The 19,555-nt window shown below is 62.9% G+C and carries 18 protein-coding genes; 8 read left to right on the plus strand and 10 right to left on the minus strand.

The window, feature by feature from the left end:
- Positions 1–6: 6 nt before the first annotated feature.
- Both purC and SynPROS71_RS10580 read right to left on the minus strand, forming a co-directional pair.
- On the minus strand, positions 7–759 hold the full coding sequence (gene purC / locus SynPROS71_RS10575) for a phosphoribosylaminoimidazolesuccinocarboxamide synthase (protein WP_186594995.1): 753 nt from the start codon (positions 757–759) through the stop codon (positions 7–9).
- Positions 756–1,760, minus strand: a complete 1,005-nt coding sequence (locus SynPROS71_RS10580; protein WP_186594997.1) for a hypothetical protein — start codon at positions 1,758–1,760, stop codon at positions 756–758. Before SynPROS71_RS10580 ends, purC begins: the two co-directional genes overlap by 4 nt.
- A gap of 101 nt (positions 1,761–1,861) precedes the next feature.
- Between SynPROS71_RS10580 and purD the strand changes: the two genes are divergently transcribed.
- A complete protein-coding gene (purD, locus tag SynPROS71_RS10585) occupies positions 1,862–3,178 on the plus strand; it encodes a phosphoribosylamine--glycine ligase (protein ID WP_186594999.1) in 1,317 nt (438 codons plus the stop codon).
- A 24-nt stretch (positions 3,179–3,202) separates the two neighbouring features.
- The gene (locus tag SynPROS71_RS10590) at positions 3,203–5,248 is read left to right on the plus strand and encodes an ATP-binding protein (protein WP_186595001.1); all 2,046 of its coding nucleotides are present in this window, start codon (positions 3,203–3,205) and stop codon (positions 5,246–5,248) included.
- Here the strand turns inward: SynPROS71_RS10590 and kaiC are convergent, their stop codons facing one another.
- The 3 genes from kaiC to SynPROS71_RS10605 form a co-directional block, all read right to left on the minus strand.
- On the minus strand, positions 5,249–6,787 hold the full coding sequence (gene kaiC, locus SynPROS71_RS10595) for a circadian clock protein KaiC (protein ID WP_006043362.1): 1,539 nt from the start codon (positions 6,785–6,787) through the stop codon (positions 5,249–5,251).
- Between the two features lie 66 nt (positions 6,788–6,853).
- Positions 6,854–7,213, minus strand: coding sequence for a circadian clock protein KaiB (kaiB, locus tag SynPROS71_RS10600; protein WP_011933861.1), 360 nt, complete (start codon positions 7,211–7,213; stop codon positions 6,854–6,856).
- Positions 7,210–8,100 (minus strand): circadian clock protein KaiA, encoded by an 891-nt coding sequence (locus SynPROS71_RS10605; RefSeq protein ID WP_186595003.1) that lies wholly within the window; start codon positions 8,098–8,100, stop codon positions 7,210–7,212. Before SynPROS71_RS10605 ends, kaiB begins: the two co-directional genes overlap by 4 nt.
- A 127-nt stretch (positions 8,101–8,227) precedes the next feature.
- Here SynPROS71_RS10605 and rplU point away from each other — a divergent pair, with 127 nt between their 5' ends.
- Both rplU and rpmA read left to right on the plus strand, forming a co-directional pair.
- Positions 8,228–8,602, plus strand: a complete 375-nt coding sequence (rplU, locus tag SynPROS71_RS10610; RefSeq protein ID WP_186595005.1) for a 50S ribosomal protein L21 — start codon at positions 8,228–8,230, stop codon at positions 8,600–8,602.
- Between the two features lie 44 nt (positions 8,603–8,646).
- Positions 8,647–8,916, plus strand: coding sequence for a 50S ribosomal protein L27 (rpmA, locus tag SynPROS71_RS10615; protein ID WP_186583253.1), 270 nt, complete (start codon positions 8,647–8,649; stop codon positions 8,914–8,916).
- 15 nt (positions 8,917–8,931) lie between these two features.
- On the opposite strand, the gene SynPROS71_RS10620 is transcribed toward rpmA, so the two are convergent.
- A complete protein-coding gene (locus SynPROS71_RS10620; RefSeq protein ID WP_186595007.1) occupies positions 8,932–9,393 on the minus strand; it encodes a DUF2127 domain-containing protein in 462 nt (153 codons plus the stop codon).
- A gap of 8 nt (positions 9,394–9,401) precedes the next feature.
- The gene (locus SynPROS71_RS10625) at positions 9,402–10,160 is read right to left on the minus strand and encodes a bifunctional 2-polyprenyl-6-hydroxyphenol methylase/3-demethylubiquinol 3-O-methyltransferase UbiG (RefSeq protein WP_186595009.1); all 759 of its coding nucleotides are present in this window, start codon (positions 10,158–10,160) and stop codon (positions 9,402–9,404) included.
- 79 nt (positions 10,161–10,239) lie between these two features.
- Here SynPROS71_RS10625 and truB point away from each other — a divergent pair, with 79 nt between their 5' ends.
- Complete coding sequence (gene truB / locus SynPROS71_RS10630) at positions 10,240–11,142, plus strand: tRNA pseudouridine(55) synthase TruB (RefSeq protein ID WP_186595010.1); 903 nt, start codon at positions 10,240–10,242, stop codon at positions 11,140–11,142.
- A 54-nt stretch (positions 11,143–11,196) separates the two neighbouring features.
- Positions 11,197–11,940: a YebC/PmpR family DNA-binding transcriptional regulator gene (locus SynPROS71_RS10635; RefSeq protein WP_186595011.1), complete on the plus strand. Its 744-nt coding sequence runs from the start codon at positions 11,197–11,199 to the stop codon at positions 11,938–11,940.
- 18 nt (positions 11,941–11,958) lie between these two features.
- On the opposite strand, the gene SynPROS71_RS10640 is transcribed toward SynPROS71_RS10635, so the two are convergent.
- Genes SynPROS71_RS10640 through SynPROS71_RS10650 form a run of 3 tightly spaced genes read right to left on the minus strand, consistent with a single transcriptional unit; the run spans position 11,959 to position 17,830 of the window.
- On the minus strand, positions 11,959–15,648 hold the full coding sequence (locus SynPROS71_RS10640; protein WP_186595012.1) for a hydantoinase B/oxoprolinase family protein: 3,690 nt from the start codon (positions 15,646–15,648) through the stop codon (positions 11,959–11,961).
- Positions 15,645–16,454, minus strand: a complete 810-nt coding sequence (locus tag SynPROS71_RS10645; protein WP_186595013.1) for a glucosamine-6-phosphate deaminase — start codon at positions 16,452–16,454, stop codon at positions 15,645–15,647. Before SynPROS71_RS10645 ends, SynPROS71_RS10640 begins: the two co-directional genes overlap by 4 nt.
- Entirely contained in the window at positions 16,445–17,830 is a 1,386-nt protein-coding gene (locus SynPROS71_RS10650; RefSeq protein WP_186595014.1) for a SpoIID/LytB domain-containing protein, read from the minus strand. The genes SynPROS71_RS10645 and SynPROS71_RS10650 overlap by 10 nt, the downstream gene beginning before the upstream one ends.
- 88 nt (positions 17,831–17,918) lie before the next feature.
- On the opposite strand from SynPROS71_RS10650, the gene rnz reads away from it, so the two are divergent.
- Together rnz and psbV are read left to right on the plus strand one after the other, a co-directional pair.
- The gene (rnz, locus tag SynPROS71_RS10655; RefSeq protein WP_186595015.1) at positions 17,919–18,890 is read left to right on the plus strand and encodes a ribonuclease Z; all 972 of its coding nucleotides are present in this window, start codon (positions 17,919–17,921) and stop codon (positions 18,888–18,890) included.
- 86 nt (positions 18,891–18,976) lie between these two features.
- The gene (psbV, locus tag SynPROS71_RS10660; protein WP_186595016.1) at positions 18,977–19,489 is read left to right on the plus strand and encodes a photosystem II cytochrome c-550; all 513 of its coding nucleotides are present in this window, start codon (positions 18,977–18,979) and stop codon (positions 19,487–19,489) included.
- Positions 19,490–19,555 lie beyond the last annotated feature (66 nt).

The raw sequence follows: 19,555 nt of genomic DNA on the forward strand, positions 1-19,555 counted from the left end.
GAGAACTTACCCGCAGTTCCGGGGTTGTGGGCATGCCCCTTGTACCCGTTTGCAGACCTCCCCGTAGGCCTCGATCACACCGCCCAAATCCTTACGGAATCGATCCTTGTCAAGAATTCGCTCATTGGCATCGGTATTGCTGAGGTCCCAGAGGCGGCACGTATCGGGACTGATCTCATCGGCAACAAGCAGCTCGCCGGCCTGATTCAGACCCAACTCCAGCTTGAAATCCACCAGCTGCAACCCCAGGTCCCTGAAGAACGGCTGCAGCACAGCATTCACCTGGCGGGCCAGAGCCTCCATGCGCTGGCGCAACTCAGAACTCACCACGCCAAGCAGGGCGATCCGAGCATCCGTGAGCAGCGGATCCCCCAACGCATCGTCCTTGTAATAGAGATCGAGAAGAGCCGGATCGATGGCTGTGCCCTGGGCGATCGGGGTTTCTCTGCAGAGCGAACCGGTGGCCGTGTTGCGCAGCACGACCTCGATCGGAATCACCTCCACACGCTGGACAACCATCCAGGTGGCATCGGCAACACCCACGTAATGGGTGGGAATCCCATGGCGCTCGAGTAACTCGAACAGGCAGGCCGAGATTTGGCAGTTCAAACGCCCCTTGTGCTCCAACTGGGCTTTTTTCTGGGCATTGAAGGCGGTGGCGTCGTTCTTGAACTCCACCAAAACCTGCTGGGCGTCTGCGCCGGCATAGATGCGTTTGGCTTTGCCTTCGTAAAGAAGTTCGCCGTGGGACAGGGTCATGGCTGTGCGGGGAAAACGGTCGCGTCGGCCTCGGACGGCTCTGATTCTCCCAGTGCGGCATGTCCTCCCGGCGCACGCGGGGAGCGCAGCTCCTGATCCAGCTGCTCACGCTGCCCAGGCTCCAAAACCGGCACGTTCCGATCCAGATCCAAGAGGGTGAAGCGATCATCCACCCGCGTGGCCAGGCGGCGCAGACGCTCACGCGGACGATCACCACTGCCGCCGTTCTCCAACTCCAGCGTCAGCTGCAGCCGCAGAAGATCCTCCGCCAAGTTCCAGGCCTCAGAGGCGGCTGCCTGATCCAGGGCCGCTTCAAGCAGGGGAGCACTGCGCTCGGGTTCCAACGCTCCCAGCAGCTCAGACGCCAAGCCGAGCCGGCGAGCCGCCGCCACCCCAGGGCTGCGCCCGGCCAGCAGGGTGATCACAGCCTCAGCTGTCTCTCCGTTGGCGATCTGGTGGTCCGCCAGCAGATCAAGAGCAGAGCGCGTCAATGGTTGCCCCTCCTCATCCAGCCCCACCACAAGCGCTTCAGCCTCCAGTCGAGAAGGATCCCCTTCAGCCAGGCGCAGAAGGGCCAGGATCGCCCGCTCCTGATCCAGAGCCGCAGCAGCCGCCTGCCAGGAGAGCAGCAGCCAGTCCCGGCGCTGCTGGCCTGGCGCTGGGCCATAGCGACTGAGCACCACAGGCACACTGTCGGGCGCCTTGCATTGCATCAGCGCCCGGGCATTCGCCATCACCACATCAAAAGGCTGAGGAGACGGTGCCACCACCATCAAGCGATTGCGCAGCAAGCGCAATCGCTCCTCCAACCCAAACTGAGCGGCATCAGCACACGCCAGCTGGAGCGCAGGAAGATCGCCCTCGAGAAGCACGGCCTCGAATGCCTCCGGCGCCATCGCCTGCTCCAGTACAGGTGCAGCATCGTCCTGAAGCGGGGGGGCATCCACAGGAATCGGGGTTGCCGCCAGCAAAAGCGTCAGGGACAGGGGGAGAAAACCCATGGGCCGGCAGGCGCTCAACAAAGATGGATGGACCCCATCACCGTCGAAGACTGTGATGGAGCGTTCAAACCTAAGGGTCTTCGCCCATCACGCCTGCCTCCATGGCCCATTCCAGCTCCCGTCCCCAGTCTCTGCCACCTCTGCACCGCCTGCTCGTGGTGGGCAGCGGCGGCCGTGAGCAGGCCCTGGCCTGGGCGCTACGCCGTTGCCCAGGGGTGGATGAGGTGTGGGTCACCCCTGGCAACGGCGGCACCATGGATCTCGAAGGTTGTCGGGCGCTTGGCATCAGCGAGCTCGATGCCGACGGCCTGATCACGCACTGCCGCAACAGCGCCATTGATCTGGTGGTGATCGGCCCAGAGGCACCCCTGGCTGCAGGGGTGGCCGATCGTCTGCGTGAGGCCGGACTGGCGGTGTTCGGACCGGGTGCCGATGGTGCACAGCTGGAGGCCAGCAAAGCCTGGGCCAAGCAACTAATGCAGGAAGGAGGGATCCCCACTGCGGGGCACTGGGCGGTGTCGGAGCAATCCGAGGCACTGGCCTTGCTCGATCGCCTACAGCGGCCTCTCGTGGTGAAGGCTGATGGTTTGGCCGCCGGGAAAGGGGTCACCGTGGCCGAGACCATCGAAGCCACGGCAGCCGCGATCAAGGAGGCCTTCGCCGGCCGGTTCGGCAGCGCGGGCGAACGCCTGGTGCTCGAAGAACGCCTGCAAGGACCAGAGGTCTCGGTGTTCGCTCTGTGCGATGGCGAACGCATGGTGCTGCTCCCACCCGCCCAGGATCACAAACGTCTTCTCGAAGGGGATCGGGGTCCCAACACCGGCGGCATGGGCGCCTATGCCCCAGCCCCTCTGCTCGACGCCGCCGGCATCCAGCAGGTGAAGGAGCAGGTACTCACACCAACCTTGAATGCTCTGCGCAGCCGAGGCATTCAATACCGGGGTGTGATCTACGCCGGCCTCATGCTCACCAACGCCGGCCCCCAGGTGATCGAATTCAATTGCCGGTTTGGGGATCCGGAGTGCCAGACCCTGATGCCGCTGATGGGGCCGGAACTGGCCCAGGTGCTTCAGGCCTGTGCACTGGGATGCCTTGATCTGGCACCACCTCTCGCCATCACCGAGGCATGCAGTGCCTGTGTGGTGACCGCCGCGGAGGGCTACCCCGAGGCTCCCAGCAAAGGGGATGCGATTCGCATTGCGCCGGATGCCGATCCCCAGCGCCAGCTGTTCCACGCCGGAACCCGCCGGGATCAGGACGGTCGTCTGCTCACCAGCGGAGGACGGGTCCTGACCCAGGTGGCACAGGGTGACAGTTTCGACCAGGCCTTCGCTCGCGCTTACCAAGCCCTCGAAACGGTGGACTACAGAGGAATGCAATACCGCCGGGACATCGGCCACCAGGTACGCCGGTCTTAGGCTCAACCAACGCGAGTCGGAGCCATGGCCAGCGAACCAGCGACGGCCTCGAACGATGGCCTGGCCTCCTGGGCGGTGATCGAACCCAACCAGGGTGAAGGCCGGGGCTGGAGAGAGCGGATCGGGGCTTGGTGGGCTGAATTCAGCCTTCAAACGAAGCTGCTGGCGGTGGCCACCCTGGTGGTGAGCCTGATGATGACGGGCATCACCTTCTTCGCACTGAATGGCATCCAGCGCGATGCCGCGATGAACGACACCCGCTACGCCAGAGATCTCGGGCTGCTGCTGGCGGGCAATGTCAGCGAGCTGGTTGCCGAGGGTCGCGATCGGGAATTGGCCAATGTGGCCGAAACGTTCTGGCGATCCAGCCGAAGCCTCCGCTACATCTTTTTCGCCGACCCGGAGGGGATCGTCTACCTGGGAATTCCTATCAGCGGAAGCGATAGCGCTTCAGATGGTGATCTCCGTCTCAATCGGCGACTGGAACTGCCCGCGGAAATGCAGAACCGCCCCAAGAACCCACTGGTGCGGCAGCACATCACTCCCCAGGGTCTGGTCACCGACGTTTTTGTCCCCTTGGTGGAGCAAAACCGCTACCTGGGCGTGCTGGCCCTAGGAGTCAATCCCAACGAGACAGCTTTGGCCAGTGCGGCTCTCACCCGAGAGGTGACGGTGGCGGTGTTCATCTCCATCTGGGTGCTGGTGATCCTGGGGGCCGTGTTCAATGCCCTCACGATCACCCGACCCGTGAAGGAGCTGCTTCGAGGGGTCCGATCGATCGGCAGTGGCGACTTCCGCGCCCGGATCGGCCTCCCCGTTGGCGGTGAACTTGGCGAACTGCTGGAGGGCTTCAACGCCATGGCCTCCCAGCTTCAGGTTTATGACGCGGCGAACATCGAGGAATTGCAGGCCGCGCAGGTGAAACAGGCATCCCTGATTGCCACCATGGCTGACGGCGCTGTTCTCCTGGACGGTGACGGACGCATCGTGCTGGCCAATCCAACAGCTCGGCGTCTGTTCCGTTGGGAAGGACGCAACCTCGAGGGACAGGACTTTCTCAACGAACTCCCCGAGTTTCTCGCCGTGGAGCTGCATGAGCCGATTGAGGCCGTGTCGAGCAACCGCACCGACACCAACGAGCTCCGCAGCAGCATCGGCGATCCACCGCGAACCCTCCGATTCGTTCTGCAAGCCGTTCGCGAGCCCAGCGGAGAAACACTGAAAGGCATGGCGGTCACGATCCAGGATCTCACCCGCGAAGTGGAGTTGAACGCTGCGCAGAGTCGCTTCATCAGCAATGTGTCCCACGAACTGCGCACGCCCCTTTTCAACATCAAGAGCTATGTGGAAACCCTCCACGACATGGGGGATCAGCTCAGCGATGAAGACCGGCGCGACTTTCTGAGCATTGCCAACTCAGAGACCGATCGCCTGACGCGACTGGTGAATGATGTGCTCGACCTGTCGCGGTTGGAATCGAGCCGCAGCGTCGCCTTCGCGCCGATTGAGCTGCGTCCGGGACTGGAGCAGACCCTGCGCAGTTATCAGCTCAATGCGTCAGACAAGAAAGTGGAGCTCCGCCTTGAAGCGGATCGAGACCTCCCCGACATTCTTGGCAACTGGGATCTGCTGCTCCAGGTGCTCGACAACCTTGTGGGCAATGCCCTCAAATTCAATCGCGAGGGCGGTCAGCTGGTGATCCGTGCCTACACCTGGCCGGACAGTTGTCAGATGACCCCACCACAGGAGGAGATCGAGTGGCCAACATGCCCACTCACATCACCGCTTCCGCGCATGCGGGTGGAGATCTCCGACACCGGATACGGGATCAGCCCAGAGAATCAACAGCGCATCTTCGAGCGTTTCTACCGCGTTGAAAATGCAGTGCATACGGAAGTGGGCACCGGGCTTGGCCTCTCGATCGTGCGCGGCATCCTCGAGAAGCATGGAACCGACATCCGCATGGCCAGCGAACTCGAAGTGGGCACCACCTTCTGGTTCGATCTGCCTTTATCTCAGGAAGATCCCGAAGAATTGCAGTGGAAGGCTGAACGGCAGCAAGAGGCCTGATCAGGCATCAGGATCCACGCCCCGCGCAATGCGTAGGAGCTCGCTGCGCTCATCGGTGGTCACCCGATGGGGAACGCCGGAGATGATCCGCTCGAAATTGGAGAAGGAGTCTTTGATCTGAGGACCGTTGCCTGTGATCACGAATTCGCGGATTCCTTTGTCGTGCCATGAGCCACGCATCTTGAACACGTTCAAGGCTCGGGCCATCTCCCCTCGGATTTCCACGTATTGCAGCAGCAGGATCGTGTCGGTGATGGTGGAGATATGGGAATCAGTGATCGAGTGGCTGCCCATGAATTCCTCCGATGTGTTCGTGAAGAACCCGGCAATTTCCTCCTGCTTGGCATAGCCGGTCACACCGATCACAAACTGGCGGAAGGCGTTGTGGCTGACGCCACGGGCCAGGGCGGAGAGAGAATCAATCGCCATCCGTGACGGCTTGAACTGGCTGATCTCGGTCTTGATGATCTGCAGGTGATCCTCGAGACCAGTCGACTCGGGATAGGCACAGATGATCTTCAGCAGTCCGTCCTGCTCCATCTGCTCGAAGTCGATCCCCCAACTTGTGGCATTGCGCAGCAGCTGGGCACGTGACTCCTCATAGGCAAACAAGATCGCCCGTTCTTTATTCCGGCAGGCATCCTCAATGAACTTCGACACCAGCAGGGTCTTGCCGGTTCCGGTGGCACCGGTGGCGAGGATGATGGAGTCCTTAAAGAAACCACCCCCGCACATCTCATCCAGCCGAGGCACGCCGGAGCTGACCCGCACATTCGAGGAACGCTGGGTGAGGCGCATCGCCCCGAGGGGGAAGATGCTGATGCCATGGGCTCCCATGGTGAAAGGGAATTCCCCCTTCATGTGCGTGGTTCCCCTGAGTTTGAGGATCTCCACCGTGCGCCGGCGACGCTCGCCCTCAAGCACGTTGCGCAGGATCACGACGTTGTCGGAGACAAACTCCTCAACGCCGTAGCGAGCGATGGGGCCGTACTCGTCGATCCGTTCCGTGGTCATCACCGTGGTGACGCCGATCTCTTTGAGACGAGCGATCAGACGAAAGATCTCACGACGCACGACGAAGACCGCGTCGTACTGCTGGAACACTGCCGTGATCGAGTCGATCGCCACCCGCTTGGCCTTGTATTTGCGAATGGCGTAATTGATGCGTTCGATCAGACCGGAAAGATCAAAGCTTCCGGCCACATCCTGTCCATCCGGATCCGGTGATGCATCGAGGATGAACAGCTTGTCCTGCTCCACCATCTCCTGCAGATTCCAACCGAAGCTGGCTGCGTTGCGGAGGATATCGAGGGGCGACTCCTCAAAGGTGACAAAGATGCCTGGCTCGTCAAAGTGCGCGATGCCGTTATGCAGGAAGTGCAGGGAGAAAACCGTCTTGCCAGTTCCGGACGTGCCACTAATCAGGGTGCTGCGACCGATCGGCAGCCCGCCATGGCAGACATCATCAAAGCCCTCAATCCCTGTTGGGAGCTTCTGAACCTGCATCTGTGGCGAACCACTGGAGCTGGAGATCTGCATGGTGGCGAGCTTATGGAGAAACGCTAAAGAGAAAAACGAAGCGGGCGGTCAGTCACACGGTCGGGCTTAAGAATCTGAATCCGTTGTGTCTGCATCTTCCAACGCATCCATCAGCGTCGACGTCAGGCTGTTGTCGGCGAGCTCGTCGTAGAGAAGGTCTAAGCCGATCAGCACCCTCTCCCGGTCAGACAGATCTCCAATGATGCGACGAACCGGTGGAGGCAGGATTTTGGAGAGCGTCGGGGTCGCCAGAATCTTGTCTTCTTCGGCCAGCTGTGGGTTCTTGAGCACATCAATCACTTTCAGGGCATAAACGCCCTTGAATTCAGTCTCAAGAATGTTGCGCAGCGTTTTCAGTGCACGCATCGAGTTCGGCGTATTCCCAGCCACGTACAGCTTGAGGATGTAGGTCTTCCGTGGGCTCATGAGGACACCTCCGAATCGATCAGGGAGCGGCGTTGCTCAGAAGAAACCGCCAAAGCGACCTCGGGAGGAATGGAGCGTCGATACATCTCGCAGAGATGGGCCATGACGTCGAGCAGAGCGAGCCGATAGTCCTGGAGGAAATCGTTCTTGTGCCCTTCAAGTTTGAGTTGCTTCCAGAACTCGTCAATCAGATTCATGTGGATCTCCACAGTGCGGGTGATGGGCAGGTCGCCAAAAAAGGCCGTATTCACGAAACTCTCCAGGGCCTGGTTGGCAGCGGCCGGGTCACGGAAGTAACTGATCAGAAGATCGCGGTAGGTGCGCTGCAAGGACTGCACCAGCTCCCGCTGCTCATCAGGGGGGAGATTGGCCAGAAAACGGGAAGGATCCCGCTTGTAAAAGACACCCAGGTAGCCCAGGCGCTCCTGAAGACGACTCGACAGCTTCCACGCACTGCTCTCCGCTGAGGGCAGTGCGTTCGCATCCGACTCATCCCCCGGCCTTGCTTCTTTCTGACCCTGACGCAGAAAGCGCGAAATAGCAGCATCCACGTTGTATCCCAGCTGCTCGAGCTGATCGACGGGAAGATGCACCTCCTCCGGGTGGTAATCGACCCGCCCCATCAGCTCCCCCACCACCACGGCGGGGAAGAGCAGCCCTTCGCGATGCAGGCCTTCGCGGGTGCTCTCGTCGAGAAGAGACTGCTCGATGACCACCGCATCCACCGCTTCACGCTGGTGTGACAGCACCTCCAGAAGTCCTTCACCCGAGGCGGCCTGATGCAGATCCACCGGTTTGTACCGATTCACCGGCAGCCACTGCCCACAGGCATCCACAAGCTCCTTTGTGGTGAGCAATAAGGCGATCGTGAGTGCCGGACGGGCCATCCACCGCGTAGGGGTCCTGAGTTGAATCTTGACGAAGGGGGCTGCGAAGGCCGAAGATCTTTGTTTGTCTTTCGATTGCGGTTCAGGCCAAATCGGTTCGCCGAGCCTGACTGCGTCCTCTCGTTCCATGGCCGAAACCAGTACCAGCCGATCCGATGCTCCCGAGACCGGGACCTACGCCATCGTTGAGGCCTCGGGCCAGCAGTTCTGGCTGCAACCCAACCGTTACTACGATCTCGACCGCCTTCAGGCCGATGTCGATGCCACGGTCACCCTCGACAACGTGCTCCTTGTGAAGGACTCCAAGGGGGCCACCCTTGGCAAGCCCTATGTCAAGGATGCCAGCGTTGAACTGAAGGTGATGGCCCATCGCCGTGGGCCCAAGGTGATCGTCTACAAAATGCGACCCAAAAAGAAAACGCGTCGTAAGAATGGTCACAGGCAGGAACTCACCCGGGTGATGGTTCAGTCCATCTCCGTCGGCGGTAAAGCCATCAGCTGACTCGAACCACCCCTTAGCCCCTTCACGATTTTCCTCACCACCCCATGGCACATAAGAAAGGCACAGGTTCAACCCGTAACGGACGCGATTCAAACTCCAAACGCCTTGGCGTGAAGGCCTATGGCGGCGAAACGGTCACTGCCGGTTCGATTCTGATTCGTCAGCGCGGCACCTCCGTTCTTCCCGGTGTCAATGTCGGCCAAGGCAAAGACGACACCCTGTTCGCTCTGACGGACGGCGTGGTGAAATTCGAGACCATCCGCCGCGGCCTTCGCAATCGCAAGCGGATCAACGTGGCCACCGCAGCCGGCTGAGCACCACGCCACTCCCTAGTGGTGACGGGATGAGCGCATCGCCTGTTTCAGGGTGAACACCATCCCGAGAACCGTGAGCCCCAGGACGATTGCCGTTCTGGGGCTTGGTTCATGGAGCAGATGGATCACCTCCAGGGGCAGAGCCAGCGCGAGGACACCCACCAAGAGCCACTCTCCCCAATGCCGACCTGTCCAGGTGGCCCAAGCGGCCAACAGAATCAGCCCCGAATACACCGCTGATGCAATCGCCAGCCGAATCAGGCGCGTGGGACCGAGGAGGGTGCCCTGCTCCGCCATGTGGGACAGCAGTTCGCGATCGGCTTGTCCCCAGGTTTGGGCGAAATCGGACAGTTCGGCGTAATGGCTTTGACCGAACAATGCAGCAAAGCTGATCGCCAGAAGCACGAGGGCAAGAAAAACCTTCTTCAGCACGATCAGCTTGATCAGCCATCGTCCTTGGCCCTGGGACTGCGCCATTGGATTGCTCAGATCTCGAGCGGACGGTAGACCCTGGTTGTGATCAGCAAGGGATGGAACACCTCCAGGAAATGCCCTTGCAGGCAACGGAAAAAGCTGTCGACCAGCTCTGGGTCATCGAAATGGAACGGATACTCACCCTCGTGTCCTTTGAAGAAATACCAGTTCAGAACGGCCCGGCCACCGGCACGAAGGCGGCGATGAAACTCCATCAGCTGGGCTGCCGGGTCGGGTAGATGCTCCAGCACATCCAGGCACACCACCGTGTCGAAACTCTGGCTGGGAAGACTGTCGAGATCGCGATGCACGGAGAGTCGATCCGCAAGTCCGAGAGCTGCAGCGCGTTGAGCAACAAATGCCCGGTTCTGGGGATTGAGATCAACAAACCACACATGCCGCACGTCGCTCAAGCCAGCGGCAGCCAGCGCATGAGAGCCGATGCCCCCACCGAAATCCAACAGATCCCCATGGGCGAACTGTTGCTGCAAGCGCAGGGTGTCAGCGATGTAATCAGCACTGCTGAGATGCCAGGCCGCCAATTCGAGCAGGTGGCCTGTGCCCACGGTGTCTTCGTAAAACATCTCCGCTCGCTCGGGATCGAAGGCGCCTGGGTGCATGGCAGCCAGATCCTCCTTGCTCCGTGGAAGCCGCTCCTCAACCTCAGCCGTTGAAAGGGAGAGGTAAGAGGCGAGGTGGTCTTTCACCGAGAAACCGCTGGCCAGAAACTCCTGGATCGACACGTCTCCGGTCGCAATCACTGGCTGCATGACCTGCCTGCTGATGTGGGCAAACTTACGTGCGAGCCAGGTGCCACAGTCGAAACCCTGCACCGTTCCTGCCCGTCCTTTGACTGCGCCCATTGGCTTCGCTGTGATTGACAAGCCGTCTGGTCTCACCTCCCACGCTTGTGTGGCCAGGATCCGGCGTCTGCTCGGCATCCGTCGGGTCGGCCATGGCGGCACCCTGGATCCAGCGGTCACAGGGGTGCTGCCGATCGCCGTCGGGCAGGCCACCCGATTGCTGCCCTACCTCCCCGGCGAGAAGACTTACCGGGGGGTGATCCAACTGGGCGTCACCACCACGACCGATGATCTCGAAGGAGAGATCGTTTCACGCCATCCCTTGCCTGCCTTGAGCAGCGCCGAGCTGGAGCAGGCGATCGCCCCGTTCCGCGGCCTGATCCAGCAGCGCCCGCCCCAGGTCTCAGCCGTTCATGTGGATGGAGAACGCGCCCATGCCAGAGCTCGGCGCGGTGAACACATGGATCTGCCGGAGCGCGCCATCACAATTCACCACCTGCACCTCCTCAACTGGTGCCCGGAGCAGGGCCAGCTGAGCGTTGAAGTGCACTGTTCAGCAGGCACTTACATCCGTTCACTGGCCAGAGATCTGGGGGAGAATCTTGGCTGTGGCGGCTGTCTGGCCAGCCTGCGCCGCACCCAGGCGCTTGGTTTCCAAGACGTCCAGGCGATTCCCCTCCCGGAGCAACTGGAGCCAGGGGTGACCTCTGCAGATCCGGCGGTGCTCCCGCTGCTTCCTCCGCAGGACGCCCTCCATCACCTGCCGCAGCGTCGGTTATCGCCCAGTGAGCGGGAAGACTGGAGCTGCGGGCGACGGATCACCCCGGGGGTCAACGTTGAGAGCGACGCGGTGGTGGTGCTCAGCGACTCCGGACGCATGCTCGGCATTGGAGTACCGGATGAAGCCGGTGGCCTGCGACCGAAGGTGGTGTTCGAAGCCAAAGGCTGAATCGGATGACGGGTCGGTACCGTGCTGTGCCAGAGATGGACGCCAACGCATCCGATGGCCGGCCACAGCAAATGGTCCCAGATCAAGCGCACCAAGGCGGTGGTGGATGCCAAACGCGGCGCAGTCTTCACCCGGATCGGTCGCGAGATCACCGTTGCGGCCAGACAGGGTGCTGATCCCGATGGCAACTTCCAGCTCAGAACGGCCATTGCCAAGGCCAAGGCCGCCGGCGTTCCGGCCGGCAACATCGAGCGGGCCATCGCCAAGGGATCAGGGCAAGGCGGAGAGGCCATCAAACTGGAATCCATCCGCTACGAGGGCTATGGCCCCGGCGGCATGGCCGTGCTGGTGGAAGCCCTCAGTGACAACCGCAATCGCACTGCAGCGGAACTCCGTCTGGCCTTCAGCAAGCACGGCGGAAACCTCGGCGAAAGTGGATGCGTCAGCTACCTGTTCCAGCATCGGAGCGAGGTGAGGATTCTTGCTGAAGCAGCGAGCGAGGAGGCTCTTCTGGAGAGCCTGCTGAACCTCGAGGCCGATGGGTATGAACTCGACGACGACGGCCAGGCCCTGGTCCATGGCCCCTTTGAAGTGCTGGAGTCCCTGCAGAACGGGCTCAGGCAGCAGAGCTGGCCGGTTCAGGAGTGGACCCATGCATGGCATCCCCTCACCCAGGTGATCCCGCAGGATTTAGAGACCACCCGCCAGTGCCTCAAGCTGCTCGAAGCACTCGAGGAGCTGGATGATGTGAACAGCATCAGCACCAACCTGGAGATCGACGACGCCCTGTTCTCGTGAGCAGGCGCCGTGGAGCGCTCAGGGAACAGACGTCTCTGCTGGCTTTCCCCAGCCGCCGCCGCCAGGCGTGGCAATCAACAAACGATCCCCCGGCTTCACCTCGAGCTGGGCGCACCCCTGAAGCCGCTCGCGTGAACCATCCGCGCGCGTCAGCACCGCAGCCCCGCAAGCGCCATCAAGTCCACCCTCGAGTCCAAAGGGTGCCACCAACCTTGAGCCCGACAACAGTGCCGCCGTCAGTGGTTCCAGGAATCTGAACTCCCGCTCCAAGCCATTACCCCCTGGCCAACGGCCGGCACCGCCACTGCCAGGGCGGAATCCAAAGCGCTCCAGCCTCACGGGAAACCGTTGTTCGAGGATTTCAGGATCCGTGAGCCTGGAGTTGGTCATGTGGGTCTGCACACCACAGGATCCAGGAAAGCCGGGCCCCGCACCGCCACCCCCTGCGATCGTTTCGTAGTACTGCCGGCGCCCATCACCAAAGGTGAGGTTGTTCATGGTGCCCTGAGCCGCCGCCATGGCGCCCACGGAGGCGAACAGGAGGTTGCAGAGCGCCTGGGAGGTTTCCACATTCCCCGCCACCACCGCAGCAGGCGGCTGGGGATTGAGCAGACAGCCCTCCGGCACCACCAACAGCAAGGGCTTAAAGCAGCCGGCATTGAGGGGGATCGGCTCCTCCACGAGGCAGCGCAGCACGTACAGCACGGCGGCCTTGGTCACTGCCAGCGGGGCATGGAAGTTGTGATCGCCTTGCAGAGAGCTGCCGCTGAAATCCAGCACCGCTTGGCGACGGTGCCGCTGCACCCGCAGAGCCAGCCGCAACCAGGCCCCGTTATCGAGCTGCACCTCGCAGTGCCGGTCCTGCAACCGATCGATCAGGCGGCGAACGGTGTTGGCCGCATGGTCCTGAACATGCTGGAAATAAAGACCCACACGAGCCCGCCCTTCAGCCTGAAGAAGCGTTTCGAGCAGCTGCACCCCGAGGTGGTTCGCTGCCACCTGAGCTTGCAGATCTGCCCAGAGGAGGTCTGGAGCCCTCGGGGGGATGGGCTGATGGCGCAACAGCTCGCCCCAGCCGTCTTGATCCAGAACGCCCTGTCGCACGAGCCACCAGTTGCGTACGAGCAAGCCTTCCTCGCTGATTCGCCTGCTGAAGGGGGGCATCGACCCCGGGGTCAGTCCCCCCACATCCGCGTGGTGCCCGCGGCAGGCCACAAAGGCGAACGGCGCTGTGCCTCGGTCGGTGAACACCGGAGTAATGGCGGTGATGTCGGGCAGGTGGGTCCCGCCGTGGAAGGGGTCATTGCTGATGATCGTGTCGCCGGCGTGCAACGCCGGACGCTCGCCCTGGCGCACCTGATGCAGCAGATCGGCCACCGCATCACCCATGGAGCCCAGATGCACGGGGATATGCGGAGCATTGGCCACCAGGGCACCCTCCCCATCGAAGAGGGCGCAGGAAAAATCAAGCCGTTCGCGGATGTTCACCGAGCGGCTGGTCTGACGGAGCCGCTCTCCCATCCGTTCCGCGATCTGCATGAAACGGTGATGGAACAGGCTCAGATCCACAGGATCGGGGCTCTGGCTAAAGGATGGCTCGCGACGGGCACCAACAGGCATCGCCGCAGCCCCTGGCACCGCCCCGACCATCTCCAGCAACAGGCTGCCGTTCTGCAATCTTCGGGCTGACCAGCCAGGCTCCAACACGGTTCCAGCCGTGGGATCAAGGATCAATGCCGGACCCTCCAGACGCTGATCCACAGGAAGTTGCAGCCGTTGCACCACCGGAACGGCACACCATCCCGTCTGCGGCCAATGCGCCATGGCCGAATCAGGAACGCTGGCGAGATGGCCGCCATCCTCGAAACGAGCGTTCTTGTCCTGCCCCTGAGCGTCCTCCGCAGCCAGCACCTCCACTTCAATCCGCTCAACCACCAACTGGGTGTCTGGGGATGGGGCATACCCGAAGCGCTGCTGGTGCGCCTGGGCAAAGGCTGCCCGCAGACTCTCCAGGGAAGGCTGGTGGGGAGGAGGGTCGAGAGCGATGAGTAGTCCCTGCTCAGCGGCAACATCCCTGAGTTCCAGGCGGACGCGCTGCTCCCCTACCGCCACGGAACGACCGCACACCTGCTCCAGGGCAGCGTGAGCCAAGGCCAGCTCTTCTGTCACCAGCGCAGGCAACCGGGTCAAGCAGGGGCTAGCGAGGGGCTCCCGGACCGCAGCCTGACGCAGCTGGCGCTGACGGGCCTGCCCGATCCCATAGGCCGAGAGCACCCCGGCCAGGGGATGCAACAACACCTGGCGGAGTCCGAGGGCTGTTGCCACGCGGCAGGCCAACTGGCCAGCCGCACCGCCGTAGGCGATCAAGACGCCCCCGCGGATGTCATGACCGCGATACAGCGACACCTGACGGATGGCAGCCGCCATGGCCTCAACCGCAAGGTCGAGAGCCCCCTCCGCCAAAACCTCAGGTGTTCGCTGCAATGACTCAGCGAGACCAGCAAACTGCTGCCGCGAGAGCGCAAGGGAGGGATGGGCATCCCGGTTCGGCCCAAACACCGCTGGGAAGGCCTGAGCCTGCAGCCGGCCCAGCAGCAGATGAGCATCGGTGATGGTGAGGGGGCCACCCCTGCCGTAACAGGCGGGGCCTGGATCCGCTCCTGCCGAGCGGGGCCCCACCAGCACCCGGCCTGCATCGGCGTGAATGATCGAGCCTCCCCCGGCAGCCACCGTGTGAATCGGCAATCGCGATGCCGTGAGCAGCAAACCGGCGATCTCCGTTTCGGGGCTGCGGTCCCAGTCCCGATCCACCGCCCCCGCCGGCAGGCAGAACACATCGGTGCTCGTGCCTCCCATATCCACACCAACCAGGGGGAGATGACCCACACCGGCCTGTTGAGCCGCAGCCACAGCACCGACCATGCCCCCTGCCGGCCCAGACAGGATGGTGTCTTTGGCCAGCAAAGACGTTGGGGCCTGCAGACCTCCACTGGAGGTCATCACCCGTAGCCGGGGGTGTCCCTCCAGCGCAGCCTGCACCTGGTTGAGATAGGCCACCAAAACCGGCCGAACAGCGGCTTCTACCAGGGTGGTTTGGCCCCTGGGAACCAGGCGTGGCAGCGGGCTCACCTGATGGGAGCAGATAACCGTCTCAAAGCCAGCGGCGAGAACGGCCTCCGCCAGAGCCTGTTCATGGGCCGGCTCCCGCCAGGCATGCATCAGGGCGATGGCACAACTGCGCAGACCGGCCCGGCGATGCGCCCGCAACTGGCTGGTGAGAGCGGCATCAATCACCAGAGGCTCCAGCTCATCCCCCGCCGCATCCAGGCGCCCCGACACCTCCTCAACCGCCGCGATCAGGGAGGGAGGCAGGGGAATCTCCAAAGCGAAGAGATCCCGTCTGTGCTGATCACCGATGCGCAGCAGGTCGGCCAGGCCCGTGTTCGTGAGCAGGAGCACCGGCTCGCCCTGGCCCTCGAGCAGGGCATTGGTGGCCACGGTGGTTCCCAGGCGCAGCTCCTCGATGCCTGATGTGGAACCAAGGCCGTCCATCGCCATGAGCGCCTGGATCGCATCCACCGCCGGATCGCCCCTCTGGCCGGGCTGCACCGACAGCACCTTGCGGACGATCAGCCCTCCGTCAGGCCGGCAGGCCACCACATCGGTGAAGGTGCCGCCGCGGTCAATTGAGAACTGCCAGCGGGTCAAGGTGCCCAAAGACGGGAATGGGCGGCATCATCCACCCACAGGTGCACCTGCGGATGCTGTTGAAGCCAGCTGGCAGGAACCTGGCCAGTGCTGGGCTCCAACAAGGCCGTCCGCAGAATCTCTGCCTTAGCGCTGCCCGTCACGATCAGATGAATCACCTCGGCACTGAGAATCTCCTGCAGCCCGAGGGTGATCGCCTGCTTCGGCACGGCATCGGAGTCACCGCCGAAAGCATCAGCGTTCTGAATCCTGGTCGCTGCCTGCAAGGTCACAACGCGGCACGGGCTGTCGAACCCTGAAGGCGGCTCGTTGAAGCCCACATGGCCATTGCTGCCAAGGCCGAGAAGCTGCAGCCCGATCCCCCCCGCCTGGTGCAGCGCCGTGCTGTAGCGACGGGCCTCCGAGCTTGGATCGCTGGCCATACCGTCAGGAATCCTCACCTGGTCGGACGGCAGATCAAGGGGCCCCGTGAGGTGGGTCTGCATGTAGGCGGCGAAACTCCGCGGATCACCGGCCGGCAGACCAACGTATTCATCGAGATTGAAACTGCACCAATGGTCCCGCAGCCACTGCAGATGCGGCGCGGGCCATGCCCTGAGTCGCTCACAAAGCGCCGCATACAGGGGTTCCATCGTGCGCCCGGTGGCCAGTCCCAGGGGCCAGAACTCTCGCTGCTGAACACGCGTTTGCAGGAAAGCGTCCAGAGCATCCACCACCGCCTCCATCAACGCAGCGGGATCCTGGCGGCGCTGAACCGAAATGGATGGGGGAAGCTGCGGCACAGATCGGGCGGGGATCAACCCCACCAGGCTGGCTCCGATCGAGGGCTGAATGCCAGCGATGGATCATCGCCAGGCCGGTAGGGACGAATCTGCACCCCTCGGTAGTAGTGCAGAAGGATCTGGCGGAAATCAGCCCCTTGCTCAGCCAGCCCGTGAGCCCCCCACTGGCTCATGCCCACGCCATGCCCATACCCCTGTCCCCGCGCTTCAAGCACAAGGCTGTTCGGACGCACAAGGCTGCTCGGTCGGTCGAGGCTGCTGCGAGGCGACTGCACAGGTGGTGGTGGTAGTGGTGGCGCAAACCCCGGATCCTCAGCTTCACTGGAACCGCTGGCCGAATCGCTCCACAGGCCGATCAGAGCCGGCGGCTCGCGGGTCGGCTCGGAATCCAACGGGATTCCTGGAGAGCGTTCCATATCGCCATCACGCACCATGTCGAAGCGCACCATCGTGCTTTTGAGACCAAGGCGCTGACGCAGCTCGCGCCCTGACAGCACCAAGGCACCCCTCGGCCCCTGGATGCGAGCCGAACGCACCCGTCCTGTGGAACTGGTGCTCAGGACACGCACCCCCTCCACACCACCGGTCTCCTTGAAGAGCCGTTGCAGATCGCTGACGTCGAAGCGCTTGTTCCAACGATGAACAGGGCTGTGGTCATCGTGATCACGAACGCTGACCAGGTAGGGGAGTTGTTGACGCCACACCTCGCCGCTGGGCTCCGTGGCGCCCCCCGAGCTGCTGTGGAACACCGCATTGATCAGGCGCCCCCCATGCACCAAGACCAAGGATCGGGTGGTATCGACGGCCTCCCGGGTGCGTGGCGTCTCGGATTCGATGCCCTTGTACACCTGGCTGGCAACGGTGGCTTTCACATCGAAATCGCCCTTCTTGCCACGCTGCCGCAAGGCGTAGGTGCGAGCGGCGACCGCCTGGGCCTGCAGTGCGGCGAGAGGCCAGCTGGCCGGCATCTCACTGCCCACCACGCTGGGTAAATAGGTCTCGATCCCGAGCCGGTTGATGGCCATCACGCGACCGCCCCGGGGCAGAAGCACCACATCCCCGCGATAGCGCCGCTTGCCAAGCCAGAGCCCCCGCGGATCATCCGTAGACACGCGGACAGAGGGCGCCTGGCCAAGGCCATCGAGCAGCAGTGCGCCGCCATGGAGGCTGACCGACAGCCGCCGTACAGAACGCTCCTGTCCACCGAGCCCGCGCACCCGAAGCGGCAGCGCGTCGTCGGCCCTCAACTGCAGCGCCTGCCCTTCGGCCACGAGAACTCGCATCATCGGCTCCTGGGCGGTCACCGCAGCCCGCGGCTCGCTCACGAGGGCGATCACGGCAAGGGGAGCCAGCGATGCCGCCCTGAGCCCTGGTCGAAGGATGGAGACGAGCGTCGGCACTCCAAAAACAGATGGGCGCCCAGTGTGCCCCTCCCATCGCGGGAGAGCCAGGTCTGCGTGGCAGATTGGCCATTGAGCCCACCCCGCCGTGCAGGTCACCTTTCTCGGCACCAGTTCCGGAGTTCCGACCCGCGCCCGCAATGTGTCTGCCGTGGCGCTGCGACTGCCGCAACGGTCAGAGCTGTGGTTATTTGACTGCGGGGAAGGCACCCAGCATCAGTTTCTACGCAGCGATCTGCGCCTCTCTCAGCTGCGCAGAGTGTTCATCACCCACATGCACGGCGACCATGTGTTCGGGCTGCCGGGGCTCCTGGCCAGCCTGGGCCTGAGCGGCAGCAGCGCCGGGGTGGATCTCTACGGACCCGATCCCCTGGATGCCTACCTGCAGGGCGTTCTGCGCACCAGCTCCACCCGGATTGGCTACCCGCTGGCCGTGCATCCGGTGCGCGGAGCCGCCGAAGCACGACGGATCGTCTTCGAGGACGACGATTTGCAGGTGCGGGCCACCCCCTTGGATCACCGGGTGCCCGCCTATGCCTACCGGGTGGATCAGAAGCCACGGGCCGGTCGGTTCGACGTGGCCAAAGCCCGGGATCTGAACATCCCGCCGGGGCCTGTCTATGCCGCACTGAAGCGCGGCGAGACCGTCACCCTCGAGGATGGCCGCAGCATTGACGGCCGCGACCTCTGCGGCCCTCCGCGTCGCGGGGCCAGCGTGGTGTACTGCACCGACACCGTGTTCTGCGAAGCCGCCGTAGAGCTGGCGCAGGGGGCGGATCTCCTGATTCACGAATCCACCTTTTCCCATGCCGAGGCGGAGATGGCATTCCAACGCCAGCACTCCACCAGCACCATGGCGGCACAAACGGCAGCGGAAGCGGGTGTCAGCCAGCTGGTGCTGACCCACCTCAGCCCCCGTTATGCCCCTGGGAATGCGGTCACTGCAGACGATCTACTGGCCGAAGCCCAGGCGATCTTTCCAGCCACGGTGCTCGCCAAAGACTTCCTCTCGATCGAGGTAACCCCCCAGATGCAGCCGTCGGGCTGCAACAGTTCGTGATCGCCTGAGCGAGATCACCCACGGGGGGATCCCACCCCGTGATACAAGAGCGTTGTGCGCTGTCTTCATCAGTCTCCGGCATTTTTATGGCCTCTTTTCTCCCCAACCTGCGTCGCTCCCTGAGCCGACTGCTGATCGTGCTGTCGGCTTTCGCCGTCCTGGTGATCGGCACCCCTGCCCAGGCCGCTTCTTGGGATGCGGAGACCTTGACGGTTCCCGCCGACGCCGAAGGCAGTCCTGTCACCTTTACGGAGCAGCAGGTCAAGGCTGGTCGCAAGGTGTTCAACACCAGCTGCGGCACCTGCCATGCCGGCGGCATCACCAAGACCAACCACAACGTTGGCCTCGACCCTGAAACCCTGGCCCTGGCCACACCAGCCCGCGACAATGTGGCAGCTCTGGTGGACTACCTCCAAGACCCCACCTCCTACGACGGCGAGTACAGCATTGCTGACTTGCACCCGAGCATGCGCAGCCGCGATCTGTATCCCGCCATGCGTGACCTCACGGATGAGGATCTCCGCTTGATGTCGGCCTACATCCTTGTGGCACCGAAAGTACTGGGCCAGGAATGGGGCGGCGGCAAGATTTACTTCTGATGAACCCCGTAGGCATTCACGGTGAATGTTCAAGGGAAGCCCGCCATCCGGCGGGCTTTTTTGATG

Origin of the sequence: Synechococcus sp. PROS-7-1 (assembly GCF_014279795.1) — a bacterium.
Classification (GTDB): domain Bacteria; phylum Cyanobacteriota; class Cyanobacteriia; order PCC-6307; family Cyanobiaceae; genus Synechococcus_C.